This is a genomic window from uncultured Metabacillus sp. (assembly GCF_947503125.1).
Lineage (GTDB): Bacteria > Bacillota > Bacilli > Bacillales > Bacillaceae > Metabacillus.
Map to the genome: position 1 here is coordinate 1 of NZ_CANNCR010000055.1, position 26,371 is coordinate 26,371.

Sequence of the window (26,371 nt, forward strand, 5' to 3'; positions counted from 1 at the left end):
CTAAAGTAGTAGATTGATTGAGCAAAAGTGTAAAATCCTATCGAGCAAAAAGTGTCAACTTTATTCTAGCGTTTACATGTATTTACTGAAGATATGTCAAATGAAATCGGTATTGCAGCAAGTAATTCTAAATCAGCATCACAATGGGACTCTTCTTATTCAGTAAGAGCTTATTCTACATATTACTATACCCGTTATGAAAAGGATGGATATGCTTATCATGACATTACTAGTTGCTCTGGTGGCTGGTCAAGAAGTGATAGTAGTGTAACTATGAGTCAACGGAAAGTAATATATGGAGCTTCCGGCCCATCATACCCTAATGGATCGTATGTCCAACAAAATCAAACAATGTATCCAACTAGTAACAGCTTTAGCTATACAGCACCAAGTAGTTGGGTAGCAGTAAAAACTACTCATGCTGTTGGAGTTTCTACCTGGGTTACTTTAAATCGAGGTGGAAGCACTTGGACATTAAAATTAATCAATCAAAACTAGTAAAAAATTATTGTATAAATCTTGTTAAAAAAGGATCTTCGATTAAAGATCCTTTTTTATATGTCGATAACATCGCTTATGTAAATTAGTTTGAATTCTGATGGATATGGATAATTATAATTGAATTAGTCTATTATCAAGGGGAAGACTATGGAGGAAAAATGGGAGTACCGAATTTTCAATGAAGAAATAAAACGATTACAAAAGGACTAGCATCAATGCGATAATCAGATTATCAAACTCCAAATATATAAAGATCTTAAACTCCTAAAAGGCTCGATCACAGGGTTGCTGCTCTAGTCCGTCATAAGACTTACATAAATTGTAAAACCGAGCAGAGCAACCCTTTTTATATTCAATCCTTCTCTAAGTATCGATACAATGTTGTTTTGCTGAGTCCCGTCATTTCAGTAATTTCTTTAATTGAATAGTCTTTGCTCTTATACATTTTGATCGCAATTTCTACTTTATCTTCTTTCTTAGAAGGCCTACCGCCCTTTTTCCCTCTGGACCGCGCTGCTTGCAATCCCGATTTTGTTCGTTCACTAATAATATCTCGTTCCAGCTCTGCAATACTTGCCATAGTACGAAAGAAAAACTTCCCCATTGCCGTTGAGGTATCAATATTGTCGGTAATGGACACAAAATGGACATCCATATCATGGAACACTTCACTTAGTTCTATCAAGTGTTTTGTGGAACGAGAAATACGATCCAGTTTATACACGACTACCTTATCTCCACTCCGCAATACCTTCAGTAATTCTTCGAGCTGCGGGCGATCTCTTCGAGTTCCCGTCAACTTTTCTTTATAAACCTTTTCCACTCCAAATTTTTGTAAGGCATCCAATTGCATATCTAAGTTCTGTTCTTCTGTACTGACACGAGCATAACCAAAAATCACCATTTCCACCTTCTTTAGACTTAATGTATCTCTATTTTAGCACCAAAAACGGTTCTGTCTTATAAAAATGGAACTTTGTTTTTGGGAATGAGTTTTGGTACCCGGAAACTAGGAAAATAGCAGGTTATTTGATTGCTTTTTATAAAGTTCCATAAACGACCGTTTTCGGTTCTTTCTTAATAGGGAGAAATTGGAGATTTATGTTAATATAGAAGTAAGATTGTGAAGAAGGAATTCCAATTTTTGTATCGAATAGATTATAAAAATAGATTATTAATAAGGAGACCTTATGCTTTTTCATTATCATTTTTGGACCCCATATGTAGAAAAAACAGAAAAATTTTATTTAGATAATGGATTCCGTATTTCTCAACGCATAGGAAAATACAATGGTGATTTTCAAGCCTTTAATCCACCATTAACGTGGGATGATTTTCGTGGAAAAAAGATTCTTTTTCGTATTATAGAGGCAAGAAAAGGGGCAGTAAATATTACTTTTGGTTTTGGAAAGAAGATTATGTTTGACCATATTGGCTTTTTAGTTTCAGAAGAAGAACAAGGTAATATATGTGAAAATGCAGCAAAAATGAATTGGGAAGTTGATAAAGGTGAACGGAGAACCTTTATTACTACACCTTATAATTTTAGGATAGAACTCCAAGTAAACGAAGACGCAATAGACTCTATGACTGATAACATAAAAATAGAAGAATTAAAATTGGAAACTAAAATGAAGGGATTAAATAACGATCTTTCCATTTTATTTAATAAACCCATTAATAGTATTATTTCAGAAGTTGGTGATGAAGTCACTATTAAGGAAGCCCTAATAAAAGGGTTCTTATCATCGAATATTGTTGACCCTAATGGTGTTAGAATTTCTAACAATACTTAGATATTAAACAGAAATTTCTTGTTGAAGTAACGGATGCTTTACTTCAATACGATCTTCAACTATCGGGCCAGATTGTTTTTAGAAACAACTTTATTTTACCCCCGCCCTAAAATCAGGACGGAGGTATGCCTATTTGAAATTTGAAAAATTAAATAACTTTATTATCAATCTACAAGTGGCCCCAAAAAGAAGGAATTTTTGCGGTATCTTTTGTTATGCTACCTTTAACTTGATAGGAATTCTTTGATCCATTTTAATTTGGAATGTCCCATATGGATTTACATGGCTGTAGAATAGGGGGGTCAATCCCCTAAAGTCCTCCGGTGTCATTCTCTTCAACCAATATTGGTTATCATAATAAAGAATGTCTTGCAACATGAGTGTATTCATGTAGACCAGGCAATTTTGCAATAGCTGTAGAGAGAGTGCTGAGACCTCTTGGTCTTCTATAGAGTTAAATCGGATTTCACTGTTTTTCCCATAAAAAATGTAGCTGTTCACTGAGTTCCATTGTTCCACTGTGTTGAGCCCTTCATGAATTTCCCTCCGAATCTCCTCATGATGTAAGTAATCACATAAGAAGATGGTCTTAATGGCTTTTCCTAATTCACATAAGGCTTGATAGGTTGGATGCTTTGTATCCCTTGTAAACCGTTTAAGGATAGCTTCGGCTGATGCAGTACCTACCCGCAACGCAGTGGCAAATTTGATAATTTGTTCATATTGTTGGCGAATCAACTCCCAGTTGATAGGCTTACTCAAAATCGGATGTAAATCCGGATACTCCTGATTCATCCCAACGTCTGGTCGATACAATTTCTGTGCGCCAATATTTTTAAAGCGTGGCATTAGCTTAAAACCAAGTACATGAGAGAAGGCAAACGCCACCACACTCTGCCCGTGTGTATCCACATAGTTTCGGTCAATTTCCATGTCGGTACAATGACGTAATACACCTTCCATCATAGCTGCTACTTCGGAAGAAAGACACGTTTTCAACTGTGAATATACGCAAGCAGATTTTTTATCTGTATGCCAATAAATCATGACACCCTGGCGTTTATAGCGAGGATGCCATTCCGTCAGGAGATTTTGATCATAGGATCCAAAGTGTTTGGAATCAGAAGCACAAGCAGTTGTTGCTTCTCCCCATACTTCTTTCATTCGATGGTGAATGATATGATTAGTCACCTCTGCATTGGCCTTTCGTAAATGATCTTTATGTATGTATTTGTTACGAATATATTGAAGTTCGCGATAACTGTCGTCATGATTACCCGCAGACATCGCTTTTAATCCGGTATTTGTGCCCAAACCAAATAAACAAAGAAGCAGACGACGTTGTACCGTTTCTTTGTCTAAGATGGAACGGTCTGCTGTTGTCTTAAAATAGTTCGTAAACCCAGTATGGAAGTCAGTCTCTTTTACCAAATCCAACAAATCAATATTGGACCAACGGTTCCGTACCTCTTGCTTAATCATGGATAAAAGAGGCGGATCTGTCTGTTTATCAAGTGGTGTCACCCGAATCCAGCCATTGCTTCCCCTATTCGTGACAGCCACTTTATCATTGGTCCGATTGGCAATCCCTTCATGCAGCATATTGAGCTTATCCTTCATGGTATTCTTAATATTTGCAATAAATGGCTCCACATCAAGTGGTACTTTGAGCGCTTGAAAATATTCTTTTTTATGTTCTTCAAAATCTTGTGGTAAGTCTTCGTCCGGATTTCGATATCGGCTTGCACCTTCAATCCAAATTTCCTTACAACGAAGTTGGGTTCGTAACGATTGTAAAACCGCAATTTCATAATTGATTTTATTAACTCGCTCAATGCCTCTTGTATCTTTTTCAATAATAATATCCTTCCATTTTGCCTGAATAACACCTTCAATTGGAACATCGTTCTCAACAGCAAAATAGCGTTGACCACTATCACTGTACTCCAAAATGATTCCCAGTGCTTCCACAATTGGCTGATATGTTTCATTATTAGAACGGAATGTAAGGTTTTTTAAAATCTCACAAATAGCCTTACGGTAATGGCTTCGATACGAGGCGTGCATCTTTGTATAAATCTTCTCTTTATATTCCCGACTACTCCTGGACAGATCCTTGATGATATCACGAATCGTGGAAGAGCTTACAATGGGGTATAACGTATCTTGAATGACTCCATCCGGATGATCAAGGGTTGCTTTTAATAGGTTGAGAATATGCTTGTTTTTCCCTTGTACTTTTTTTAATTCCTCCACTGTTTCTTTACGTGTTGTGTTCTTTGCTTTGTTGCCAAATTTGTGTGTGATTTCATCCAATAAATCCGCCAGTCCATCAATAATCTCTGATTGCCGATGTGAGAATAAAACTGACAGAATGGTATAACGAATGGCTGGAGGATGTGCGCGCAATTCTGTGGCAGTTTCAGTTGCAGCACGAAGGCGATACTTAGTGACAAGTTTGGGCGTCAAATGATCTAAAATACCCTCAGGGATACCCAGGTACCGGATGGCTAATAATTTCTGTAATTCTATCTCCATTGTGGCAACACTTGGCTTACGCGGGGAAGACAAAAGATCCCGAAAAGTCCTAATCTCACGGCTTTCTGTTTCTTGTTCCTCATTGGCATGAGAATCCAATAAGGCATCAATTTGATGGCATGTTTCGAGAGATAGTTGCTCATATGTAGTCTCATATAACTTCTTTTCAAAGGTATCGATTACGGAATCAATAGTTCGTTTCAAACTCCCTGGAGAAGGAGGTTCCACTTTCTGCTTGCGAAAGAAGCCATAGGCTTGATTAGTTAAGAAATCAATATCATGTGTCAGGGATACTTGTTCCGCCAACCATTCACTTAACCGTTCATTATCCGCACCTGTAAGCTCTCGAAAGCCAAAAAATTCTCTTATCGTGTTACGATGTCGAGTATAAGTTTTTTCTTTTCCACCCCATCCATACTCTTCAAATTTATCTGGGGATACATCTATTTGTTTTGCGATATATTCAATAATAACCCTTGGAATATCTTGTTTTGTCGTTGGAAATTTTGCTTCCTGTTGGAAGTATTTCAATAACAGAGCAAAACCCAAACGGTTTGCCTCGGTTCTATTCCCCATAAGTAAATTTAGTTCATCTGGCATGAGTATAAAATCAGTTAGAAGCTCTTCTTCAGTCCAGTTTCGTTTCAATACTTTCCCCTCTAATCTATGGTGTTTACTTCTAGTATAATTTTGATAGAGGAACACCAGCAAGAGAACTAAAAAGTTAATTTCATTTAGTCGTTTTACATTTATTGTAAGTCTTATGACGGACTAGAGCAGCAACCCTGTGATCGAGCCATAAAGGAATTTTATTTATTTTTAAAAGAACAATCATTGTTAAACGAAGATATTGATTTTAACTATTATCAAGACCAGAAAGGAAATTGGCTGAAATACTCCCCCTTTCAATCATCATCTTTAGGGACAAAATATCCATCTAGAACTCATAATAACAATAAATTTATGAAACTCAAAGACTTCGGGCCTAATAGAAATAAACTGGTTATCGAATTTTTAGAAGAAGCCAAAGATGTGGCTCCGGAAATAGCTTTTGCGCTGTGCTTACAATTCTTTGGAGGACTTAGACGTGGAGAAGTGGTAAATATCACACGTGCTGACTTAGATGTTAAATTCAGAAAATCACTTTCAGTACAAATTAGAGATAATCGTTCCATTCTCTTTTCTCATCTAAAAGATACCAGCGCTGAGAACCCTAAACGGTTGAATTACTTAGAAACACATTTAGCTAAACAAATGATATTAGATAGCGATTTACTATGGGATTACTATGAAGCCCACATGAAAGATTTAGATATAAAATTAAAAACTGGCTTTTTAAAGAATCCAATGGTCGTATTTTACGACAAAAATGGTATGGCTATGTCTGGAAGGGTCTATGAAAAAAGATTTAAGAAAGTAAAAAGGTCCTTTTTATCCAAATTAGCTAAATCTGCCGGCAGAGAGGATGACTATATGTTTTTAAAAGATTCTTACTGGTCCACGCATATTGGTAGAGGTATTTTTACGAGTTTCCTATTGGATATGGATTTAAGCATTTTACAGATTGCTATTGCAAGAGGTGATACTAACATTGAATCTGCTTTAGATTACGTTGATGGAAAAACAACAATACATTATATCGATGGGCTTCAAAATGAATTGCATAATGCTCCAATAGAGGATTTTGGATCCATCGATCAAACGATCTACAAAAATAAATGGTTAAATGGGGTGGCTACAGGTGTCCGAAAAACTCGTTAGTTTTACTCGAATATATAATAACCCTACGTATGCACACGTCAAAACCTCACCTAATAAGTTGAAGAGGTTAAAAAGAGAAGGTCTTATAGAAGTCATTACCGATTCAGACGGAAAGGACAAAGTTGTTTTGAGCTCACTTGAAAAATATGTACAAGAAGAAAAAAGGGTCTTTGAGCAAAGTTTCACCATTGGACAAGCAGCCCGAAAACTAATCAGTCATAAATATCGATTCAAAGGTGAATTTAAATTGGAAACGTATAAAAATAATATATTTAACTTAATGAATCTTGGGATTTTAAAATCCATAACATTTGCAAATGAATCATACATCACAAAAGAGTCGGTTAATCAATTCCTGATAGATTATATTAGTCGTGAAGAAGCACTTGAAAAGCTAAATTCCGGAAATGTGGTTCTTTGGAAAATACTTAAAAACAACAATGTAAAAAACATTTACATATCTCAACATCATATTTTCCACCCAAGACAAATAGTAGAATCTTTGATTGAAGAATATAATCTAAACGTTTTGCCTGATAGTACCATGGATACAGGAACACTCATTAGAGGAAAAGTTTACAACACTGAACGATATTATTCATGTGGTGAAGCAAGGAAACTTTTGAATTTAACTAAAGGACAGTGGAATATTCTAAGAAAGGAAGAAAACATAACCGACACTATTTTAGGAGGTATTCGTCATTGCCTAAAAGAACCCATAGATCAGTTAAGGGCTCAGCAGCAGAAACTTAAAGCTGAATACTATATTTCAGATGAGGTACAAGAACTATTGGGACTTCAATATCATAGTTCACATTCAAAAATAATCGATGCTAGGAAGAAGGTTCCGACTGTTTTTCGAGGTATTTATCCACAAAAAAGAATAGAATACATCTACCCAAAATCAATTGTTAATGAAATTGTTCAAGAAAATGAACTCAAAGAAGCTGTCACAACAATATCAGACAATATAGATGCGTACGAATACGTGCTTAGAAGTTTGGAGATTAATTTTCATAATAGTGATTTATTTACCTGTTTAGAATGGAAGAAATTTGTACATCGTGTTTTACGAAATAATAGTGAAAGCATCGAGACTAAACATTACACAATATTTAGATATGCCAAGTGTACAGGAATAATAATTGACTTTCTTGCGGAAAAAGAGATATACGAAATGACCTCAAATCATATAAATCTTACATTGTTTAATGAAAATATTCCGTTTTTGTATCAGAAAATATTTTATAGTTTCATTAATTCAATTTATAACAAACTTATTGAAAAAAATAAAAAGAAACTGTTTAAATTGGAACGTATCATAAATCCGTATGAAAAGGAAGTTATCCCCAAAGATAAATCCATTTATGATTACGAAGATTATAAATCATTATTTAGTTTTGCCACTAATTTACCTTTACACAAAAGGAAGGCTATTGAAGATGTTAAAAAACAAATGAACCAAACAGTTCTTACTAAAAATGGTTCTGGCAAAATAAAAAGACAAAGGACTTTCAACTATGACTCTTCTTGGCTCTATGTGCTTATACATCTTAACAACGCTTGGCGACATAAGGATGTTATAAGGTTTCCCAAAATTGACCTAAACGATCTTTCTGTTTCAAATATTAATTTGGATTGGTTAGAACAAAACGATTTAAGCTACGAAGATGCCCGCCGTATCATTCATCAAGTAATGCGAAAAGATTTAAGAACAACTAAAACGAATGCTACTAACCATTTTTTTTGTTCAAAAGATGTAACCCTATCTTTAGCAACTGCAGCAGTTATTTGTGAATTACGCAGGGCTGCCACTACACCGAATTATGAGTACCTGATAAATTTTTATACAATAAGAAACGAGTTTACATCAAGGTGTAAGTCTACTTTTTTCAAAGGCTTTAATGCCGAAATCGTATTTGAAAACAGGAAAATGAATCGTTCTTTATTATCCTTTACATATTACTTGCTTGTAAAAAAGGGACATTCACAGGCTGCATTAGAAGTAGCCCAGCGTCTACGTGCACACTTTGACTTTGAAACTACTAATATTTATATTTTTATCCCTGAAGAAGAGTTAAATAATTTAACACACCAATTGTTTATCAGAGAACACTTCGGATACATCCCTGATCTGTTTGCTGAGATACTATTTGGAAATAAAGATGATCGTGAAAAAAGAACCGAAGAGATCGTAACGGTTAAACAAATGTTTGGGGATATCTACAATATTGAAAGCACTGCTGGCTTTTTAAATACTTTACAGGCTGAAAAGAACAAGGTTTCAAATATGATTTTAAGTATGGGATTTGAGGAAGCAACTGATTATATGTTTAAGCTGGATGCACAATTGTTACCTAGTAAAGAAGACCATGTGCAGTGCCTTATAGGTATAGAAAATTGCATTAAACATAATATTGCATGCAGAAATTGCCCAATGTCGGTCTCTAACTTTTACTCTCTTTCTTCCCTTGCTGAAAGTTTGACTAATAGGGTCCAACAACTTACAAGTCTAGAAAAAGAAGAATGCAAAACCGAAAAGACAAAAATAGCTAATATCTTTTCCATCGAAATGGATCAGTGGATAAGAGCTACTGAAAAATTCGGTAAAGAGGTCATTTATCAATTTGTAGAAGGTGGGAGTCAAGCTCTCAAGGAAAAAATGAAGCAAATTTCCGTTGCAGAATTAAATAAATACAAGACATATAACATGAATAAAAGTGAGGTATAGACGGATGAATATAGAACAAACTAGCCTTCATTCAACAATAGTTGAGGAAATTGAATCACTTTCTGATACGTCATTTTTAACCACTGAGAGTATTAATGAGGCAGTAAATATACTAAAAAATGAACCCTTGCATTATAGTGGCGATTTTGATGATGATGAATGGATATTTCACATAAACAATTTAAATACTGGCTTAAAGAGAAAATTGAAATTTAAAGAACTAAAAGCATATGAATCAGTTAATCACATTCCAAATAACTTTCAAGTAATTGTAAAATGCTGGGTAGCTGACTTGATTCCGAAATACCATATTACTACAGTTGCCGGATATTATTTAAAATTGCTAAAATTTTTAGAGTATACCGATGGATTTGACCAAGAGAAAGATGATGAATTTGTATTGTGGTTTACATCAACACAAACTATTTCAAATAAGGATAAACAGTATACAATTTATGTCATCTTAAATTTCTTAGATTACGCTGATATTGAAGCCGGAGAAGTCTACATAAAACCACTCCTTAATTTAAAGAAAAAAGTCATAAGAAAAAAGGCTAATCGTACTTTACCTCCTTCTAAGGATATATTAGCCTTTTCACAAAGTATTGATTTTTATTATCAAGAAATTAAATCTAGTAACTGCAAGGACATGAAGTGGATAAATGAAAAATTATTGTACTATCCAATCATAATTTGGTGGAAACTCACAACCATAATTCCTTTACGACCTTCTGAATTTTGTTCTATAAAAAGGAATTGCCTTTCCGAAGGAGAAGGAAATTACTATTTGTGAAGTCTTCACCCTTGTGAATTCATTTTTAACACAGACATAATCCAGAAGCTTTTAACACATCAGTATTGATACCGCTTGTGCTCACTAATTTCCAATTGATTGCAACTGTTGGCACGGCTTCAACTCCATAGGCTTTCGCTTTTGCTAGCCCCCTCTTCCTTTTTCTAAATTGAGTAAAAAAATGCAGATCTTTATTAAATCGATACAAATCATATACATTCGGAACCATTAAATGACCTGATCCTGACTATTTTCCCGCATCCGGATAGCGCTTCTCCAGGTTTTCATGAAACGTTCCACTTCTAGTTGCCTTCAGTGACTCGCCCAAGGCAAACACAGAGGCGCCCAGTAAGACGAGATCTTTCAACAGAAATTGACCTGGGGCCGCAGAAAGGGCGGGGAAACCGAGGCTTGGCTCAATGACACCCGGCGTAGAGAGCATGAAACTCAGTGTCGTCAGAAATAGAATGCAGGAAAGAAACGCTCCAACAGCTGACAGCTTTGCAGACACAAAGCGGCTAAGAATGAGTAGGCCGACTAATAATTCTAATATTCCCAATAGAGAAGAAAACGTACGAACTGAAAAATAGTTGTAAAGCCATCCAAGTGCTGGGCTGTTGCTTACAAATGGGACTATCCCATTTGCTTCGTAGGCCGTGAATTTCATCGCGCCAATCCAAAAATAAACGATGGCCAGTGCAATAAACAAACTCTTTGTTCCGATGATCTCAATTTTTTGACCGAAAGCTTCAAATAACTTGAACATGAAGGTTTCCTCCTCTGCGATTACTGTCGCATTTTTTATTTAAGTTATAAATCACCTGCTCTAGGGAACCCTAGATCCTGAGCTCGTTTAATAAACTCATGTCTTGAATTAATTTATGGGGGATGTATTTTTATACAGCAGCACTTGATGGTGGTGTCAGTAACTCTGGTACTACCCCGAAATGATGGTTAGTTCTCAATGCTTTTTTAGGGTTAGATATGCTTATTTAATGATTCCTCAAGTGCTTCCTTAGACTTAAAACCAACCAAAGTCTCTACAACCTTGCCATCTTTCATGACTAGTAGAGTCGGAATACTCATGATACCAAATTTGTTTGCTGTTTCCTGGTTTTGATCAACATCAATTTTTATAATCTTAACTTGGTTCCCCAAGTCTTGATCAAGCTCTTCAAGAACGGGTGCAATCATTTTACAAGGTCCACACCAAGTGGCGAAAAAGTCAGCTAACACTATTCCATTGTTAGTTTCTTCCGTAAATGTTTGATCGGTCACGTTTAATACTGCCATCTCTTATCCATCTCCTTAAAATCTGTAATAGTCTTTTCTTATACTTACCAGTATAGTTTATTTCTGTATTTAAAAATGTTAGGTGGCTAACATTTAGTAATTATATTTATGAATATTGCTGGCAAAATTTTTTCAATACAAAAAAAATCTCCTCTGTTCGAAGAGATACTCACTTTCTCATTTAGCTTATAAATTTCCCAATAGCTCTTCTGCGTATTGCTGGCCACTTTGTGCGGCAATGTTACCATCACCAGTTGCGGTTACAATTTGAGGTAATGTTTTTTCAAGAACATCTCCTGAAGCAAAGATGCCTTCCACTTTTGTTTCCATTCGATCATTTATCTCAATGTAGCCCATTGAATTCATGATTCCAAGTTTCCTAAATGGTACTGTTAGTGGAACCATTCCGACATAGATAAATACACCATCTATAGTAAACTCTTTTTCAGCGCTATTTTCCGTCGATACTACTTTTCAATTTTGCTCATTAATGGTTTTAACGGCTGTATTAAACATAACTTCAATTTTTTCATTACCAAACGCACGTTGCTGTAGAATTTTCTGAGCTCTGAATTCATCACGGCGATGAACTATTGTCACCTTATTTGCGAAGCGATAAGTATACACCCTCTTCTACAGCGGAGTCTCCTCCCCCCACTACTACAAGGTCCTTGCCTCTAACAAAGGCCCCATCACAGACTGCACAATAAGATACACCAATCAAATTTCGACATGAAGAAAGCAAAGTTTCTTGTTAAGGAACCACCGGACTTAATTTATTGAGTATTGTACGCCAACGAAAAAACATTCCTATACGCATCTTTTACATAAGTAGGCCCAGTACCAGCGTTCCTGTAACCAGGGGCAAAGTAGACATAGCACAAGCACCTCTTGCCACATAGTTACTAGTCAGTCTCATTTATTGTTTTGTATCTTACGATACAGAGTCATTCTAGAGATACCAGCTTTCTCTGCAGCATTAGTATTGCTCATCCCTTGTTCCATTAGATATAAAGCATACTTAATTTTTTCCTCGTCAACTTTTGGTCTTCCAGGAAGTTTTCCACGCTTCCTTGCAGCTAAAATTCCTTCCTTTGTTCGTTCAGAGGTAAGATCTCGCTCAAACTGTGCAATTCCAGCAAAAATGGTAAACAGCATTTTTCCATGGGCTGTTGTTGTATCAAGCCAGGACTCCTTTAAACTTTTTAAATGCGCTCCCTTTTGTGAGATTAGCTCTGTAATTTCAATCAAATCTTTCGTGGAACGAGATAAGCGAGTTAAATCTGTGACGACAACCGTATCTTCTTTTCGAAGAAACTCTAACATACGGTTTAACTCCGGGCGATCCCGTTTAGTACCAGTCAGTTTTTCAAAAAATATTTGTTCACATCCGAAATCTTCAAGTTGTTTCTTTTGGCGATCTAAATTTTGATCAATTGTTGAAACTCGCATATAACCAAATTTCACATGCAACCTCTCCTTCTTACATAATTATATCAAAAATGCTAAAAGATTAATATTGTTACAAAATATTTTGTTACATATTTTTGTTACGTCAGTTATGCGAGATTACTAGCTTAGAAAATTGATGGGAACCAACGTAACAGAAACGAACGTTTTTGTTACGGTAATTATATAAAAAAGTCTACTTTATAAAAATTTGCGTTAAACTTTCGATTTTAACTTTTATATGATTATAAAGTTAAAAACTCCAGTCATTTTATTCCATAATCAGGCCAAATTATTAAGGAACGTTTTGGGAATAATGTATATAGAAGTCATTCAATTAAGTGGTGATTATATGAATTTAATTTTTCTAATCATAATTACCGTTTTAGCCGGTGGTGCAGGTGTTTATGCCATTTATCATGCGATTAAACCATATAAACCAGGTGATAAATTTTTTGAAGGATACTCAGGTACAGATTTCTTTTTAGTAGAAATAATTGTTGATTTTCTATTATGGCTAAACAAAAAAATTTTCCCTGAACGTTTTCATATTAATTTTTATAGAGTATTTGCTTTTATATTTGGATTACTTATGTTTACCATAGTGGCTTTTTGTTGGATTTTTCTATAACATTTATTCAAGTAATGGGCACTTTAATTCAATAAAAATATTGATTAGTCAAGAAATGATAATTTGATGAGGTTAATAAAATGTATGAATTAAAAGAAGAATCTGAAAGGAAAGAAAAGAGATATAGGGCTTACCTTTTTCTATTTATTATCACTGTACTAATAAATACATTTATTGACCTATTCGACTTGGGAATAGAAAAAGTTCCAACATATCGAATAGTCATAAGTCTACTAGTTTATTCTATTATCTTCTATTTTGCTTTGCGTAGGAAATTATGGGCTAACTTGATGATTAAATTTTTTGTATGGCTAAATATCTTTATATTTTTACTTATTGTTACGGTTAAAATCTTAGGATTATAGCTCAAAAAATTAATTGTTGATATTCCGTAATTGGTCGCGTTTGTTTAATATTTGGAGAAAGTATGAGGAATAAAAATGGAGCAGATTAACTTGTTAAAGTCTAAGGGAATCCTTGTTACCGAATTAAAGAGCATAACAGAAGAGCTTCGAAAACAGTGGGAAGAAGCATTTGCAAAGCATCTTAGCAAATCCCAAAAAAGCAAAATTTATTTTTATCAGCACTTATGGCATGTATTTAGCTATAATAAACTTTCCTGTCTAGAAAGACAAAAAGCAAGGGATGCATTTAATAAGGTAAAGAAAGATGGATGTTATATTTTTTACCAAGACAATGAAAATGCATTATTGCTTGAAAACGCCCGAAGTTTAAAGGCAGAAGACATAATAAAGGATATTGACGGTTATATAGAAGATATTTATGTGGTGGATAAAGATTTTTCATGGACATATATCCAAACTCATGAATCCTTTTGTGGACCATATTTCTATCAGCCAATGAAGGAATAGCAATTTTATCTTATTCAAGTAAAGGGTACGTTACAGGGGGGATCACCACTGTCCTGGCTACCCCCTATACAACTAGGAAGGTTTATATTTTAGAGATTTCAAGAAGTTCTCTGGATTTTCAGACGCTCATGCATATTTAACTTGAATGTCCCGTATGGATTCACATGTGCATAGATAAGTGGTGTTAAGGCTCTAAAGTCCTCCGGGACTAGCTTTTGTAGTAAAGATTTGTTTTGTTCCAGTAGCACTTCTTGAATCATCAATGTATTGATTAATACCAAGCAATTTTGTAGAAGGTGAAGAGCTAGTACAGCAATCTCTTGGTCCTCCATGCGATTTGTTTGGATTTCTCCTCCTTTTCCATAAAAAATGAAGCTATTAGCAGAGTTCCAGTTTTCAACTACATTTAATCCCTCATGAATCTCTCTTCGTATTTCTTCTGATGATAAATATTCACATAGAAAAATGGTTTTGAGTGCTTTCCCCAGCTCAGCAAGTGCTCGATATGTTGGGTGCCCACTATTACGAGTAAACCGTTTGAGAACTGCCTCCGTTTCAGCCGTACCTAACCTTAAAGCAGTAGCATACTTAATCATTTGATCATATTGCTGTTCAATTAAGCTCCAATTGATTGGTCGAGTTAACACAGGTTGTAAATTTTGATATGATTCTTGCATTCCCACATCTGGACGATATAGTTTTTGTGAATGAATTGCTTTAAATCGGGGCATGAGTTGAAAACCTAGTAAATGGCAAAAGGCGAAGGCCACTTCACTTTGCCCATGTGTATCCACATAGTTCTTTTCAACTTCCATATTTGTACAATGACGAAGTAATCCTTCAATCATAGATGCTACTTCTGATGAAGAACAAGATTTGAGTTGGGAATAAATGCATGTAGAGTTTTTTTCTACATGCCAATAAATCATAACTCCACGCCCCCTGTATCGAATGTGCCACTCCGTCAATAAGTTCTGATCCCAAGCTCCAAACTTTTTGCTATCAGATGCACATGCGGTTGTTCCTTCTCCCCATATTTCAGTTACACGAGTAGCTAAAATAGCATCAGTTACCTTTGATATAGCATTCCGTAAGTTTTCTTTATGGATAAACTTACGTCGAACATACAGTAAATCTTTATAACTTTCTCCATGATCGCCCGCAGCAATTCGTTTTAAGCCAGTATTTGTTCCCAACCCATATAGACAGAGGATAAGTCTTCGTTGAAGTGTTTCCTTATCAAGAATCTCTCGGTTCCCTAACGTTTGAAACATATCTGTCAGATGGACACGTAAATCAGCTTCTTTTAAAATATCTAACAGATTCGTCATTGGCCAACGCTTTATAATCTCTGCTTTTACAAGATTGAGATTAACGGGTTCGGCTTGTGCTTGTAAAGGTGATACAGAAATCCAACCATTTCCCTTACTTAAAATACGTACTTTAGAATCGTATTTTACACTTTTATCTAACTTCTCTAAAGCTGTATTCATGTTCATTTTTAGTTCTTGAATAAGTGTTTGGGCTTCAAGTGGTTTCCGAAGCGCTTCGTAATGTTTTTCTCTATTTTGTTCAAAGTCCTTTGGTAAATCTTCCTCTGGATTCCTATACCGATCGGCACCAACAACCCATACTTCCTTGCAACGCAACCGATCTCGTAAAGCTTGAAGAACACAAATTTCATAATTCACTCGGTTCACACGATTTGTTTCTTTATCAATCACGGTATCAATCCAGCCGGGCTTCACAATCCCTTCTATTGGAATGTAATCTGTTTCGTTGTATGTGTACTGATTGGTGAGCTTATATTGTTTAAGTAATTCGATGGCATCTATAACAGGACGGTGTACATCATTATTGGAGCGAAACTCTAAGACATCCAGTAAGGCTGGAACCATCCTTCGATAGTGAGTACCATAGGATGATCTCATCACGGTATGTACCTTTCGTTTATAGGTTGGTCCAGTAAACTTCATTTCTTTTATAATATCTTTTAAAGTATCTTCCCCGACAACGGGAAACAAAACATCACGTACAATCCCATCCGGTTGTTCCACTGCCTTTTCAGCCATACGAAATAGTAGATTTGTCTTGCCACTTACCTTACGGAAATCACGTAAAAACTCTTTTTCGACTTTTCGTTCTGCACGAGCTCCAATACGATGAACAATCTGAATAATAAGTTCTACTAAATTATCCGTTATTTCTCTTCCTCTACACCAAAAGAAAGCTGCTAATAACGTGTATCGGATAGAGTCGGGATGCCTGCGTAATTCTCGAATATCTTCTGATACAGCACGTTGTCTATATGATCGGATCATTTTAGGTGGTATACCATTGAACAAGTCATAAGGAAGTTGTATATTCCTTACGGTTCGTAACTTTGTGATTTCTTGTAATAAACTATCTAATCCGATTCTTCCAGGATCAGATACAAGTTCTCGAAAACTAAGAATGGTTTCATTCTCTTCCAATAGTTCTGTACGAGACCAGGTGCGTATAAAGGAATCTAATTGGGATTTAGAATGTTCTGAAAGCTGCATGAAAATGGTGTGTGAAATATGTTCTTCATATTGACGGATAGCTGATTTCATATTTCGTTCTAGTTGGTCATGAGTCGGAGGAATAAGCTGTTGTTGTCTAAGGTGGTGTAGGACATGTTCTCGAACCCGGTCCATTTGCATTTCTTGTGGTAGAATGTTCGTTTGTAGCCATAACTTTATTTGTTCCATATCTTCAGATGTACTCTCTCGAAACCCCATAAATTCCCGGATTTGAGCACGGTGATATTTTATAGAGCGTCCATTCCAATCATATTCTTGAAAGGAATCTGCAGGCACTCCTACTTGCTTTGCAACATAATTAATAATCTCTTGATTTATTTCCTGTCTTCCTTTTGGAAAACGACCTTGGTATTGAAAAAATTTTAGGGAAACAGCGAATCCAAGTCGTGTACTTCCATATTTATTTCCAATTAAACGCATCTCTTCTGGAATCACTGTAAAATGCTCAATGAGTTCCTCTAACTCCCAAGTTTGCTTCACATTATTGAACCTCCTTATGGTACTTATCAAGAAAATTTTATAGAATTTTGGCATATAAAAAAAGCTCTAGGAGCCAGAACTTTACCGTCACGAATATTTACTTTGCCCCTGGTTACAGCAACGCTGGTACTACCCCTATTTCTATAAGTGAAATCAATAAAAGTAAAAGTGAAATTGCTAGCATCAATACGAGTGAAATAAAAAGTAAAAACAAAATTGAAACTGTTAGTACTAGCACTAGTACTAACAATAGTAAAATGGATTCTATTGATATGTTACTCGCAGGAAAGAAAGAACGCTCTAAAAAAATATACAGAGGATTTTATTTTGATGAAGATATCTTAAACATCATTGATCGTACACCTAAAAACCATAAATCTGAATTAGTAAATGAAGCATTAAGAAAAGTATTCAAAGATAAAGGGTTATTAAATAACAATAATACCAAGCATCCAGATACCTCTTTAGTGACTCCGACTGAAACCAGTAGTAGAAGACCTCGATCACAATGATGTTGTGTGGTCGAGGTCTTCTACTGTTTACGACATTGAGGGAGGAGTCACTAAACACTCTATAAGGGGATATATAGCACTTTTAAAGCCCTAATGAAAGAGAAATTGATTTCCCATAAAGTTCGGTTACATTTTGCTTAAATTACCCCCTCTTAAAGACTGGTTGTGGTTGCCTTAATGGCAACCTTTTAGCCTTTAAGGCAATAACGAAAAATATTTAAAATCAGGGTTGCAAAACAAATGACGAATTGCTATTTAATAGAGAGTGAGAAGAACAAAGATTTGAATGTTTAAAAAAAGCCTTTATATCAATAGTTTAGAGTTTTTTCGTAGTTGTCGATTTTGACAACCTTAGTTGTCGATTTTGACAACTACGGATTTAAAAAGAAAATAAAAAAAGCCCCTTGTCAATAGGGACTTTTAAAATAACTGTTCAGGAAGATTTTTTAATTCTTTTGGAACCTTTTTAAACATTGCTTGTAAGGTCAAATTAACGTTATCTTTATTTCCTGAAATGATTATATTAGGATTTACAAATAGTGCGTAAGAACGGACATTATTATCTTCTAAACCCGTCTCTGATCTAGCCATAATTCCTTTATCTACTAAACTAGTGACAAGCTTACTTATTTTTGATTTATTAGTTCCTAATAAATTTGCAATTTCTTGTTGAGTTAAGGGTATTGGGCTTTTTTTAGTAACATCATCAACTATACAATTAGAATCAAAACCAACATTAGGCATAATATCCATCAAAAAATTCTTTTCAGCCATTGTTAAATACTTATTCATTCTTAAAACCCCCCAATTCTGTTGGATGAATTGAGCAAATTTTGCTTTATTTTTATTTTTTCTTTCTGGAACTAATATCATTTTTCTAGAATTAGCTTTAGCTTGAAGTTCAGATGCTAATTCTAATTCTTCTTCTGAAAGTATTTTTTCATTCTCAATTTCTCTTAATCTTGCTTTTTTCTCAACATTATCAAAATCTTTTTTCATTCTAATTCCTCTCCCTATGTAGCAGGAATTAGTCTCTTTATGATAGAATATAATTATCCTATGAAGTTAATAAAGGGACTAATCCCTTGCACTTATTGAGAAACCGCCTTGCCGACCAAAGCTTGGGCGGTTTTTCTCATTTCCTATATTCGACAATACCAATAAAAATCCCTTTTTTCTAGCCATTTTCTACCTTTTTTCTCAAATTCTCTAATAATTTATCATCCACTCTTTTAGGCTTGTACCCCATCCGATCAATTAAAATCCCTTCTATCACCTTCATACGTGCCGTATAAAGCCTATATTCGCTCTCCGCAAAGGCCAATGTATCTGAATCAACCGTAACCTCTTCTGGAGCCTTCTGAACCGTTCTCATGAGATTATACGATTTTGACCGTTCTTCTCTTACTAACCGAAGCAAAACCAATAAATCATATGTATGAAAATTCGCCAGCTGATCAAAAGGCAGTTCACATTGATTTAAATAGACAAACTCTTTCATCGTTGGACGCTGCTTTTTCAACGGGGCAGCACAAAACCCACAGTTTTCAGCATAATTTCCATTATCAGACCCACAATACGAACAAATCATCCTTGAAATTCCTTGCTATTGATAAAATTAACAACTAAAGGCCATAATTCATCAATCACTTCCAGTTCATATTCCGCAATGACTTGCTGATAAGACTGCAATCCTTCTAAAAGTCCCTCTTCGCTTATAAAATGCCGTTTAACAGCATGATTAAATTCGTTTACTCTTTCCATCACAAATTCTCCATTTTCTTTATAAATCAGCAATTTTTTCATGATTACACACTCTCCTTAACCTTAACTTTTTATATCTAAATCTCTTTACTTTTTTGTATAATAATGGAAGGAAAGACCCCTCTTTCCATATCTTCCCTTTAGCTCATTTCGTTTCCTTACGCTTGCGACGGCGGAGTTTTTGCGATAATGAGCTTTTTTCTTATCTCTCCAATTCACCACCACGATCTCTCTTCCTAGTCGATTGAATCTGCTTTTCCTTCTCCTGCTTATCCAGGGCAAATTTCGCAGCCCCTTGAATTTCCGCATCACCCTCAAAATAACGCTTTAACAGCTTTTCCTTTGCTTTATCTAAAATACTCGCCTTTACATAGCCAACCATCTTCGCCAATTCAGGCAATTTCTCCTGATACAATTCCTTTACACGTTCCAATGTTCGTTTTAAAAAATCATTCTCTTTTTTCAGCTGCTTATTTTCTTTCTTCAATTCTTTATTTTCGTTTCGAGTCAAATCACGTTCCATCACAAGCTTGTCTTTTTCGCTATGAAGTTTTTGATTTTCGATTTTAAGCTGCCTATTTTCCATTTTAAGGGCTTCTGAAGCTTTCGCTAAGGTTTCAATACCCTCAAAATCTTTTCGCTCCAATATGACCCTGTCAGACGCAAATAAGCCCATCTTCTTTTCTGGATTTACGTCAATCTCGTCCACCTTTTTGACATGATCTAGCGACTTCCCCAAATCGCTTAAGCGATGTTCAATTTCCTTGATGGATGTTTCGATTTCCTGTTTAGCTGCTTGTTTTTCATGTAAAGACTGTTCTAATCCCTGAACCTGTTCTTTTAAGGTTTTCGCCTTAAACTGTTGCGTGGTTAAATGCTCCCGATCGGATCCTTTTTCCCCTCGCTCAACATCAAAGCCTTGCTTCTGCAGATGCTTTGGAAACTCATCTTGGATCCACTGCAGTTCCGCCCGATTAAAGACATTTTTTCCTTGCAGCTTCCCATCACGCATGGGAACCACCCCTAAATGCATATGGGGCGTTTTTTCATCCATATGGACCATCGCATACGCAATGTTCTGCTCCCCATACCGATCAGCAAACAATTTGTAACTCTCTTCAAAGAACCGTTTTTCTTCAGCTGGATCCAACCGATCAAAAAACGCCCGGTCAGACGTGATCAACAACTCATTGACCAGGACAGCATCCTTCCTGGTCTTTCTCGTTCCCATTTTTTGGCTCTCAATGATCTCTTTGACTCGTTTGTTATAATCAATCTTATCCGGATTCACCAAATCATAATTTAAGTGAGAACGCTCCTTATCAATGTCGGGATTCGTTTTACTCTCCCTCTCTCGTTGATTATGAAACTGCATTCCTTTTAAATCATGAGACTTCATTTTTTCCATCCGGCAAATCGCAAAACTCATGCCTCCACCACCCTTATGTAACCCTCTATTTTCGATTATATTCCGGCAGCTACTTCCATGTAAAGTATAGCACACTATACTTTACATCCGTAAAGTCGTGTGCTCTGCGAGGCTTTTTTGCCTGTAAAACAGGCAAGCACGCAAGCGTGCAAAAAACAAAACCGCGGGGCTCCTCGCCCCACCACCCACCGCCAACGTCAGGACGTTGGATCCCTGTACAAAACCCTAAAACCTCTGTTGCCATAAAGGCAACACCATGCACCCTAAAGGTGCAAATAGTTTATAACATAAAATGCTAATTTCATAGTTACCTAATTAGGTAATTATGAAAGGAAACCCGTAGATTTCTTCACATTTTTAGCTAAGAAGGGAAAAACCAAAATTATAACGAATGTTATAATCTATATATACAGGGAGGTGTTTAAATTATGGAAGGATTACAAGATGATATTGAAAGGCTATATTCTCCAGGAGAAGTAGCATTACATTTAGATATAGAAAGACAAACCGTTACCAAGTATGCTCGTATCTTTGAAGATAACGGTTATAACTTTCATAAAGATGAAAAAGGAAATCGTGCATATACCGATACAAATATAATGATGTTCAAAGATCTTATAAATCAACGAAATAAGCCTGGCGTAACCCTTGAATCTGCTGCAAAGTCATTAGTAGCAATATATAAGAAGAAAACTATAACTGCATCCGTTACAACTTTACATACTGAAAATGAGCAATACAACCAAGTTATAGACAACGATCTAGTGAAAAAGTTAATGAAGAAACTTGATGCTCTTGCTGAAGAGAACAAAGAGATAAAAGAACACCTGAAGAAACAGGAAAGCTTCAATAAAGCTCTAGTCGAACAGTTACAACAATTTGATCGAGGAAGTAAGGAGCGCCATAATCAATTAACTCAATCGCTTAGAGAAAGTATGGAGAATCAAAAATTGATTGCTGCGGCTGCGGAAGAACAGAAAAAAGAACAAAAAAAAGGCTTCTTCGCTCGATTGTTAGGAAAGTGAACGAAAAATCCTCGTTGGTTGGAGGCGTCCAGGGGGGAATAAATTGGTTCGAAAACGAACTTCAGTACCAACTACCTTCTGCTTTCTTCGGTTACTTCTATATAAATGTATTTAATAGTGAGTATCCTAAGAAAGAGAGTTTTGATTTTTTATCTAATTTACGTTGTATTACCAATTTATAGTATTATAAAGGCTCCAATGCTAATTCCAATATATGTTTAACCAATTAAATAAAATATGACACTTGCATACCCATTTTTATGCCTATTAACACATTAAACCATATTATAAATGATGTTATATATAATAGTTAAAATAGCTTCTAATTATTTATTAAATAAGAACACCGGTTAGGCAAGTTTACACTTTATGAAAATTGAAAAAAATGGTATATTTGTGTGATTGTAAAAATCAAAGAAAGGGGAGCATGTAAATGAAATTATTTAGTGGACTTGGTTTAGTACTTGCTACACTTGTTTTCTTACTGAGTGGTATAGTTTCAACAGAAGAAAGAACATTTGATGAAATTCAAAAAGAAAAACAACAAGAGCTTTCTATTGAACAAAGCAAAACACCATCTGTAATTCAACATTTAGAAGGTGAAGACAGTGAGGAATTAAAACAAAAAGTGTTAGAAGATATTAAAAATAATCCTGATAAGGTACAATATGCAGAACCAGTTGATCCTAATGAATTTGGATTTTAAGATAAGTATTGATTAAATAAATTTCAACAATCTTTATACAGAATTAAGCAAAAAGGCCAAACCCAAGATCAAGGGTTTGGCCTTTTTGAAAGCAACCGGAATAGTAAAAAAGTAGACGATTAAGAGAATCATTGTGATCAAAATAGCACCTTTTATTGGATCAATTTGGAAAAATAGGTAAATAGACACTTTTTTACAACTTGAAAAAAATGGTATCTTTGCATGTTTGTAAAAAAAATATAGAAATGGGGAAATATGTAAATGAAATTTTTTAGTGGACTTAGTTTAGTACTTGCACTTGTTTTCATACTAAATGGTGTAGTATCAGCAGAAGAAAGAACATTTGATGAAATTCAAAAAGAAAAACAACAAGAACTTTCTATTGAACAAAGCAAAATACCATCTGTAATTCAAAATTTACAAGATGAAGACAGTGAGGAATTAGAACAGAAAGTCTTAGAAGATATTAAAAATAATCCTGATAAGGTACAATATGCAGAACCAGTTGATCCTAATGAAATTTCAACGAAAGTTTCTCTACCATATTCATATTCATTCAACTTTAAAAACTCTTTACTTGGTGCTTATTTTACTCCCTTTAGCTATTCAACAGTTTATAACCAAATTAATAACACCTCAGGTTATACAGTAACTTTCAGCCTCTACAAATCAGGAGGTACTTTTGTAGGTAGTAGAGTATATTTTCCAAATCAAATAGGTAAAGCTTCTTTTACAGGTCTCACAAGAGGACAATCTTATTACTTTATCTTAACAGGTTCAGGAACTGGATATAAAACAGGTACAGGTGGATTATGGGAAGGACTTTAAGATTTTCGTATTTATAGTCTTATCCTAATTATTAGCATTGCATAAAACCCCACTTTTTTATGCAGCTGCCAGGCTTCTTCAGAAGCCAAAAACATTGATAAATCAACGATGTATAAAATCATGCATAATCGATAAAAAACGGACATGAGCCAAACCCTTGATAATACTGGGTTTGGCTCTTTGGCTTACTTCCGAAAATTGACATTATGTTAACTAGTTTTGTATAAAATATTCATTTTCGTTAGAATTTTATAATAGATTTAATTGACTATATATTTTCAAAATAAAAAAATGGAATCTCTTAACATATAAAGATTCCAATCTTAAGTTAAAACATCCTAAAATCACCAAATTAGAGACGATATTCTATTTATTGTCTTAATAAATACCCTTCTCCTTTACACTTAAGTGCAGATCCTAAACATGTGACTTTAATTGAATAAGTTCCTGGTGTATAAAATCTCTCTGAATACATAACTTCTTCTGATCCCCAGCTATCAATTTTAACTCCATTTCTATAAACATCATAATAATACCAAGAATTATTATCTGAACTAGGATTAAAGTTTATATACATTATTTCACCATTATCTGGTAAGGTTAAACTAGGAGGAGTTACCGTTTTGTTTCCTTCATACATATAATAACTTATTTTATAAGGAGCTGCTTTAGCTTCACTTATAGAAAAAGAAAACATAGATAAAACTATTAAACATACTGAAAAATACATAAAAATTTTTTTCATCAATTTAAATCACTCCACATTCATATTTTGGTAATAATTATCAAATTTAACAATTTTAGGATACAAGTTAAATATACAGATTATTTTTTATTTTTTCAATAATCCACATATTAAAATTTTCCAAAAATCCCATAAAGTATAGTAACTTAATATAATTTTAGAAATGGAGGGACTCCTTATGAAATATAATTTACAGGAACAAATCGAACGTATTAATAACATTGATAAAAACGAAAAATCTATTATTTTAATTAAGGCAATGGATAGTATTCTAAGTATTGATCATGTAGTTGATATTGTTATAACTAAATATAAAAATGAGGTTTTTGGAAAACAAATTAAAAATATAGGTCTTGGAATAATAGATGAATTTAGAAAATGCAATAATTACATATTTTTTGAAAAAGAGTTTAAAAAAATATGTGGATTTCACGAAGATGATAAGGTTTCGGGAGAGATCATTTTCAAAAACTTTAGTGAGAATAAAGATATAGAAAATTTAAAAAAAGAATTAATTGATCTAGCTAAATCTCTTGATTAATTATCTTATAAATAAAAATTATTAAACTAAAAGGATCTTCAACTGTGAAGATCCTTTTTAAATGCCTATAACCTTTCATTATGTTAACTAAAAATGTATAGAGTATACATAGATACTTTTAGCATTTCCAGAATTTATCCAAGATAAAATTTACAAATTACGGTAAACTTTATCTAACGTAAAAGAACTTACAGAGGGGCGATTACTTTATGAAAAAAATAGTAATATTGCTATGGGTTTTAGGAACCTTTTTAATAGGATGTTCTAACTCAGACTTAAACGAACCTAGAGCAGTTCCACTACATCCTTTGTTCTCTGATGAAGATCATAAATATTCGCTATTAGTCGTAGATGAAACAGATTCATATGATATTCGAGATGAATGGATGGAAAAAAATGAAATTCGTAATGTTAAAACAATAAACAAAAGAGTCTCACTTGAAGAGACAACTAATCAATATAAATTCTTAGAATTAGAGAAATCGCCAGCTTTTGTTGTATTTGATACTAAAGGTATAGTGTTTCAGACATACAGTGAAAAAGAATTAATTGATTTTTTGAAAACAAATAATCCTAATTAAAACTAATTCTTCAGTATAAAAGGATCTTCCTTTGGAAGATCCTTTTTCAATACCAATACATAAACAATACCTATCTAAAAAAAACATTAAATAATATAAAAACTATAATCGCTCCGATTACAATTGCACCACCTATTGTTGGAGTTCCATATAAAAGTCGATTAAGAGCATCATCCGTTTCAATTTGACTTTTCTTTTCTTTTTTTTCTTTCTCTTTCTCATCATAATTTTTCATAGTTATAGTCCTCCTAACTAAGATTTATTAATGACTATTCGTCTTTAAAATATTAAGTTCCTTTAAATGCTTCCTTCAATTCAACATTTACATTGTTTGTAATATATTACCAAAAAATTATAATAGACAGAATTTTCTAAAAGGTGTTATTCTAATTATTGTAAATAGTAGAAAATTTTAGGGGGTAATGTGAAATGAAAAAAATTGCAGTATCGTTGTTAATGTTTATGTTAGTATTTACTTCTTTTAGTGGATCTATTTTTGCAAAAGAAAATTTTCAAAAAGAAAAAGTAATCTATCAAAAAACAGAGATTAAGGATGTTAACAAACTATTTGAAAGAGCTCAAAAAAATATTAGTGATATTGATGAAAGTAAAAAAAGTCTTAAATTAGAAGCTGCATTAACTAAGACAGGGGAAAACGAATCAAATAATATCGATCTAAAATCAACAACGCAACTTTTAAAAGTAGCTGAAAAAGAAGATGGAACTACTGTAGAAACTTATGCTATGACTGTATTGTAGACGTCAAGTTGAATTTTACACTTTTTGCTCGTTTCCTTTTTACACTTCTGCTGAAAAAATGCTTTTCCGGTT

General features: G+C 34.3%; 28 protein-coding genes and 1 pseudogene. 14 read left to right on the forward strand and 15 right to left on the reverse strand.

Annotation, left to right across the window (positions count from 1 at the left end; all coding sequences use genetic code 11):
* Nucleotides 1–93: 93 nt before the first annotated feature.
* Complete coding sequence (locus Q1B07_RS21770; RefSeq protein WP_299833661.1) at nt 94–498, forward strand: hypothetical protein; 405 nt, start codon at nt 94–96, stop codon at nt 496–498.
* A 355-nt stretch (nt 499–853) separates the two neighbouring features.
* Here the strand turns inward: Q1B07_RS21770 and Q1B07_RS21775 are convergent, their stop codons facing one another.
* Complete coding sequence (locus Q1B07_RS21775; protein WP_251399498.1) at nt 854–1,402, reverse strand: recombinase family protein; 549 nt, start codon at nt 1,400–1,402, stop codon at nt 854–856.
* Between the two features lie 289 nt (nt 1,403–1,691).
* Here Q1B07_RS21775 and Q1B07_RS21780 point away from each other — a divergent pair, with 289 nt between their 5' ends.
* Nucleotides 1,692–2,297 carry a hypothetical protein gene (locus Q1B07_RS21780; RefSeq protein WP_251399495.1) on the forward strand — a complete coding sequence of 202 codons (606 nt, stop codon included), beginning with the start codon at nt 1,692–1,694 and terminating at the stop codon, nt 2,295–2,297.
* A gap of 213 nt (nt 2,298–2,510) precedes the next feature.
* Here the strand turns inward: Q1B07_RS21780 and Q1B07_RS21785 are convergent, their stop codons facing one another.
* Entirely contained in the window at nt 2,511–5,483 is a 2,973-nt protein-coding gene (locus Q1B07_RS21785; protein ID WP_299833669.1) for a Tn3 family transposase, read from the reverse strand.
* A gap of 186 nt (nt 5,484–5,669) precedes the next feature.
* Here Q1B07_RS21785 and Q1B07_RS21790 point away from each other — a divergent pair, with 186 nt between their 5' ends.
* Genes Q1B07_RS21790 through Q1B07_RS21800 form a run of 3 tightly spaced genes read left to right on the forward strand, consistent with a single transcriptional unit; the run spans nt 5,670 to nt 10,120 of the window.
* On the forward strand, nt 5,670–6,596 hold the full coding sequence (locus Q1B07_RS21790) for a hypothetical protein (protein WP_299833673.1): 927 nt from the start codon (nt 5,670–5,672) through the stop codon (nt 6,594–6,596).
* Nucleotides 6,577–9,327 carry a hypothetical protein gene (locus Q1B07_RS21795; RefSeq protein ID WP_191777322.1) on the forward strand — a complete coding sequence of 917 codons (2,751 nt, stop codon included), beginning with the start codon at nt 6,577–6,579 and terminating at the stop codon, nt 9,325–9,327. The genes Q1B07_RS21790 and Q1B07_RS21795 overlap by 20 nt, the downstream gene beginning before the upstream one ends.
* Before the next feature lie 4 nt (nt 9,328–9,331).
* Entirely contained in the window at nt 9,332–10,120 is a 789-nt protein-coding gene (locus Q1B07_RS21800; RefSeq protein WP_251647060.1) for a hypothetical protein, read from the forward strand.
* Between the two features lie 25 nt (nt 10,121–10,145).
* Here the strand turns inward: Q1B07_RS21800 and Q1B07_RS21805 are convergent, their stop codons facing one another.
* The 5 genes and pseudogenes from Q1B07_RS21805 to Q1B07_RS21825 all read right to left on the reverse strand — a co-directional run bounded on the left by Q1B07_RS21805 (nt 10,146) and on the right by Q1B07_RS21825 (nt 12,880).
* On the reverse strand, nt 10,146–10,349 hold the full coding sequence (locus Q1B07_RS21805; RefSeq protein ID WP_098797283.1) for a hypothetical protein: 204 nt from the start codon (nt 10,347–10,349) through the stop codon (nt 10,146–10,148).
* Between the two features lie 18 nt (nt 10,350–10,367).
* Entirely contained in the window at nt 10,368–10,886 is a 519-nt protein-coding gene (locus Q1B07_RS21810) for a DUF417 family protein (protein ID WP_098797284.1), read from the reverse strand.
* A 212-nt stretch (nt 10,887–11,098) separates the two neighbouring features.
* Nucleotides 11,099–11,413, reverse strand: a complete 315-nt coding sequence (trxA, locus tag Q1B07_RS21815; RefSeq protein WP_098797285.1) for a thioredoxin — start codon at nt 11,411–11,413, stop codon at nt 11,099–11,101.
* Between the two features lie 186 nt (nt 11,414–11,599).
* Nucleotides 11,600–12,131, reverse strand: a pseudogene (locus tag Q1B07_RS21820) (FAD-dependent oxidoreductase); the annotation flags it as partial.
* 197 nt (nt 12,132–12,328) lie between these two features.
* Nucleotides 12,329–12,880 carry a recombinase family protein gene (locus tag Q1B07_RS21825; RefSeq protein ID WP_299091126.1) on the reverse strand — a complete coding sequence of 184 codons (552 nt, stop codon included), beginning with the start codon at nt 12,878–12,880 and terminating at the stop codon, nt 12,329–12,331.
* Between the two features lie 334 nt (nt 12,881–13,214).
* On the opposite strand from Q1B07_RS21825, the gene Q1B07_RS21830 reads away from it, so the two are divergent.
* Nucleotides 13,215–13,493, forward strand: coding sequence for a hypothetical protein (locus tag Q1B07_RS21830; RefSeq protein WP_299091123.1), 279 nt, complete (start codon nt 13,215–13,217; stop codon nt 13,491–13,493).
* A 440-nt stretch (nt 13,494–13,933) separates the two neighbouring features.
* The gene (locus Q1B07_RS21835) at nt 13,934–14,365 is read left to right on the forward strand and encodes a DUF4275 family protein (RefSeq protein WP_299091121.1); all 432 of its coding nucleotides are present in this window, start codon (nt 13,934–13,936) and stop codon (nt 14,363–14,365) included.
* A gap of 98 nt (nt 14,366–14,463) precedes the next feature.
* On the opposite strand, the gene Q1B07_RS21840 is transcribed toward Q1B07_RS21835, so the two are convergent.
* Nucleotides 14,464–17,463: a Tn3 family transposase gene (locus Q1B07_RS21840; RefSeq protein ID WP_299091119.1), complete on the reverse strand. Its 3,000-nt coding sequence runs from the start codon at nt 17,461–17,463 to the stop codon at nt 14,464–14,466.
* Here Q1B07_RS21840 and Q1B07_RS21845 point away from each other — a divergent pair.
* Nucleotides 17,457–17,921, forward strand: coding sequence for a hypothetical protein (locus tag Q1B07_RS21845; protein WP_299833681.1), 465 nt, complete (start codon nt 17,457–17,459; stop codon nt 17,919–17,921). The two genes, Q1B07_RS21840 and Q1B07_RS21845, sit on opposite strands and share 7 nt — an antisense overlap.
* 420 nt (nt 17,922–18,341) lie before the next feature.
* On the opposite strand, the gene Q1B07_RS21850 is transcribed toward Q1B07_RS21845, so the two are convergent.
* From Q1B07_RS21850 to Q1B07_RS21870, 5 genes are all read right to left on the reverse strand, one after another.
* A complete protein-coding gene (locus tag Q1B07_RS21850) occupies nt 18,342–18,920 on the reverse strand; it encodes a helix-turn-helix domain-containing protein (RefSeq protein WP_299833684.1) in 579 nt (192 codons plus the stop codon).
* A 178-nt stretch (nt 18,921–19,098) separates the two neighbouring features.
* The gene (locus tag Q1B07_RS21855; protein WP_299833686.1) at nt 19,099–19,512 is read right to left on the reverse strand and encodes a hypothetical protein; all 414 of its coding nucleotides are present in this window, start codon (nt 19,510–19,512) and stop codon (nt 19,099–19,101) included.
* Nucleotides 19,509–19,727, reverse strand: a complete 219-nt coding sequence (locus Q1B07_RS21860; RefSeq protein ID WP_299833688.1) for a hypothetical protein — start codon at nt 19,725–19,727, stop codon at nt 19,509–19,511. The genes Q1B07_RS21855 and Q1B07_RS21860 overlap by 4 nt, the downstream gene beginning before the upstream one ends.
* 160 nt (nt 19,728–19,887) lie before the next feature.
* A complete protein-coding gene (mobV, locus tag Q1B07_RS21865; RefSeq protein WP_299833690.1) occupies nt 19,888–21,114 on the reverse strand; it encodes a MobV family relaxase in 1,227 nt (408 codons plus the stop codon).
* A gap of 49 nt (nt 21,115–21,163) precedes the next feature.
* A complete protein-coding gene (locus Q1B07_RS21870; protein WP_299833692.1) occupies nt 21,164–21,358 on the reverse strand; it encodes a hypothetical protein in 195 nt (64 codons plus the stop codon).
* A 184-nt stretch (nt 21,359–21,542) separates the two neighbouring features.
* Here Q1B07_RS21870 and Q1B07_RS21875 point away from each other — a divergent pair, with 184 nt between their 5' ends.
* The 3 genes from Q1B07_RS21875 (at nt 21,543) to Q1B07_RS21885 (ending at nt 23,673) form a co-directional block, all read left to right on the forward strand.
* A complete protein-coding gene (locus tag Q1B07_RS21875; RefSeq protein WP_299833694.1) occupies nt 21,543–22,139 on the forward strand; it encodes a hypothetical protein in 597 nt (198 codons plus the stop codon).
* Between the two features lie 433 nt (nt 22,140–22,572).
* Nucleotides 22,573–22,845, forward strand: coding sequence for a hypothetical protein (locus tag Q1B07_RS21880; RefSeq protein ID WP_299833696.1), 273 nt, complete (start codon nt 22,573–22,575; stop codon nt 22,843–22,845).
* 261 nt (nt 22,846–23,106) lie between these two features.
* Nucleotides 23,107–23,673, forward strand: a complete 567-nt coding sequence (locus tag Q1B07_RS21885; protein WP_299833698.1) for a hypothetical protein — start codon at nt 23,107–23,109, stop codon at nt 23,671–23,673.
* Between the two features lie 370 nt (nt 23,674–24,043).
* Here the strand turns inward: Q1B07_RS21885 and Q1B07_RS21890 are convergent, their stop codons facing one another.
* Entirely contained in the window at nt 24,044–24,421 is a 378-nt protein-coding gene (locus tag Q1B07_RS21890; protein WP_299833699.1) for a hypothetical protein, read from the reverse strand.
* Between the two features lie 175 nt (nt 24,422–24,596).
* Between Q1B07_RS21890 and Q1B07_RS21895 the strand changes: the two genes are divergently transcribed.
* Complete coding sequence (locus Q1B07_RS21895; RefSeq protein ID WP_299833701.1) at nt 24,597–24,959, forward strand: hypothetical protein; 363 nt, start codon at nt 24,597–24,599, stop codon at nt 24,957–24,959.
* A gap of 209 nt (nt 24,960–25,168) precedes the next feature.
* Complete coding sequence (locus tag Q1B07_RS21900; protein WP_299833703.1) at nt 25,169–25,540, forward strand: hypothetical protein; 372 nt, start codon at nt 25,169–25,171, stop codon at nt 25,538–25,540.
* Nucleotides 25,541–25,610: 70 nt separating this feature from the next.
* On the opposite strand, the gene Q1B07_RS21905 is transcribed toward Q1B07_RS21900, so the two are convergent.
* Nucleotides 25,611–25,775, reverse strand: coding sequence for a hypothetical protein (locus tag Q1B07_RS21905; protein ID WP_299833705.1), 165 nt, complete (start codon nt 25,773–25,775; stop codon nt 25,611–25,613).
* A 194-nt stretch (nt 25,776–25,969) separates the two neighbouring features.
* Between Q1B07_RS21905 and Q1B07_RS21910 the strand changes: the two genes are divergently transcribed.
* On the forward strand, nt 25,970–26,299 hold the full coding sequence (locus tag Q1B07_RS21910) for a hypothetical protein (protein WP_299833707.1): 330 nt from the start codon (nt 25,970–25,972) through the stop codon (nt 26,297–26,299).
* The last annotated feature ends 72 nt before the right edge of the window (nt 26,300–26,371 follow it).

Coding starts and splice junctions, on each gene's coding strand:
- Q1B07_RS21770 (WP_299833661.1), top strand. CDS start 94: ATGTCAAATGAAATCGGTATTGCAGCAAGTAATTCTAAATCAGCATCA.
- Q1B07_RS21780 (WP_251399495.1), top strand. CDS start 1,692: ATGCTTTTTCATTATCATTTTTGGACCCCATATGTAGAAAAAACAGAA.
- Q1B07_RS21800 (WP_251647060.1), top strand. CDS start 9,332: ATGAATATAGAACAAACTAGCCTTCATTCAACAATAGTTGAGGAAATT.
- Q1B07_RS21805 (WP_098797283.1), bottom strand. CDS start 10,349: ATGGTTCCGAATGTATATGATTTGTATCGATTTAATAAAGATCTGCAT.
- Q1B07_RS21810 (WP_098797284.1), bottom strand. CDS start 10,886: ATGTTCAAGTTATTTGAAGCTTTCGGTCAAAAAATTGAGATCATCGGA.
- trxA (WP_098797285.1), bottom strand. CDS start 11,413: ATGGCAGTATTAAACGTGACCGATCAAACATTTACGGAAGAAACTAAC.
- Q1B07_RS21830 (WP_299091123.1), top strand. CDS start 13,215: ATGAATTTAATTTTTCTAATCATAATTACCGTTTTAGCCGGTGGTGCA.
- Q1B07_RS21835 (WP_299091121.1), top strand. CDS start 13,934: ATGGAGCAGATTAACTTGTTAAAGTCTAAGGGAATCCTTGTTACCGAA.
- Q1B07_RS21840 (WP_299091119.1), bottom strand. CDS start 17,463: ATGCCAAAATTCTATAAAATTTTCTTGATAAGTACCATAAGGAGGTTC.
- Q1B07_RS21850 (WP_299833684.1), bottom strand. CDS start 18,920: ATGAAAAAAGATTTTGATAATGTTGAGAAAAAAGCAAGATTAAGAGAA.
- Q1B07_RS21855 (WP_299833686.1), bottom strand. CDS start 19,512: ATGATTTGTTCGTATTGTGGGTCTGATAATGGAAATTATGCTGAAAAC.
- Q1B07_RS21860 (WP_299833688.1), bottom strand. CDS start 19,727: ATGAAAAAATTGCTGATTTATAAAGAAAATGGAGAATTTGTGATGGAA.
- mobV (WP_299833690.1), bottom strand. CDS start 21,114: ATGAGTTTTGCGATTTGCCGGATGGAAAAAATGAAGTCTCATGATTTA.
- Q1B07_RS21870 (WP_299833692.1), bottom strand. CDS start 21,358: ATGGCAACAGAGGTTTTAGGGTTTTGTACAGGGATCCAACGTCCTGAC.
- Q1B07_RS21875 (WP_299833694.1), top strand. CDS start 21,543: ATGGAAGGATTACAAGATGATATTGAAAGGCTATATTCTCCAGGAGAA.
- Q1B07_RS21880 (WP_299833696.1), top strand. CDS start 22,573: ATGAAATTATTTAGTGGACTTGGTTTAGTACTTGCTACACTTGTTTTC.
- Q1B07_RS21885 (WP_299833698.1), top strand. CDS start 23,107: ATGAAATTTTTTAGTGGACTTAGTTTAGTACTTGCACTTGTTTTCATA.
- Q1B07_RS21895 (WP_299833701.1), top strand. CDS start 24,597: ATGAAATATAATTTACAGGAACAAATCGAACGTATTAATAACATTGAT.
- Q1B07_RS21900 (WP_299833703.1), top strand. CDS start 25,169: ATGAAAAAAATAGTAATATTGCTATGGGTTTTAGGAACCTTTTTAATA.
- Q1B07_RS21905 (WP_299833705.1), bottom strand. CDS start 25,775: ATGAAAAATTATGATGAGAAAGAGAAAGAAAAAAAAGAAAAGAAAAGT.
- Q1B07_RS21910 (WP_299833707.1), top strand. CDS start 25,970: ATGAAAAAAATTGCAGTATCGTTGTTAATGTTTATGTTAGTATTTACT.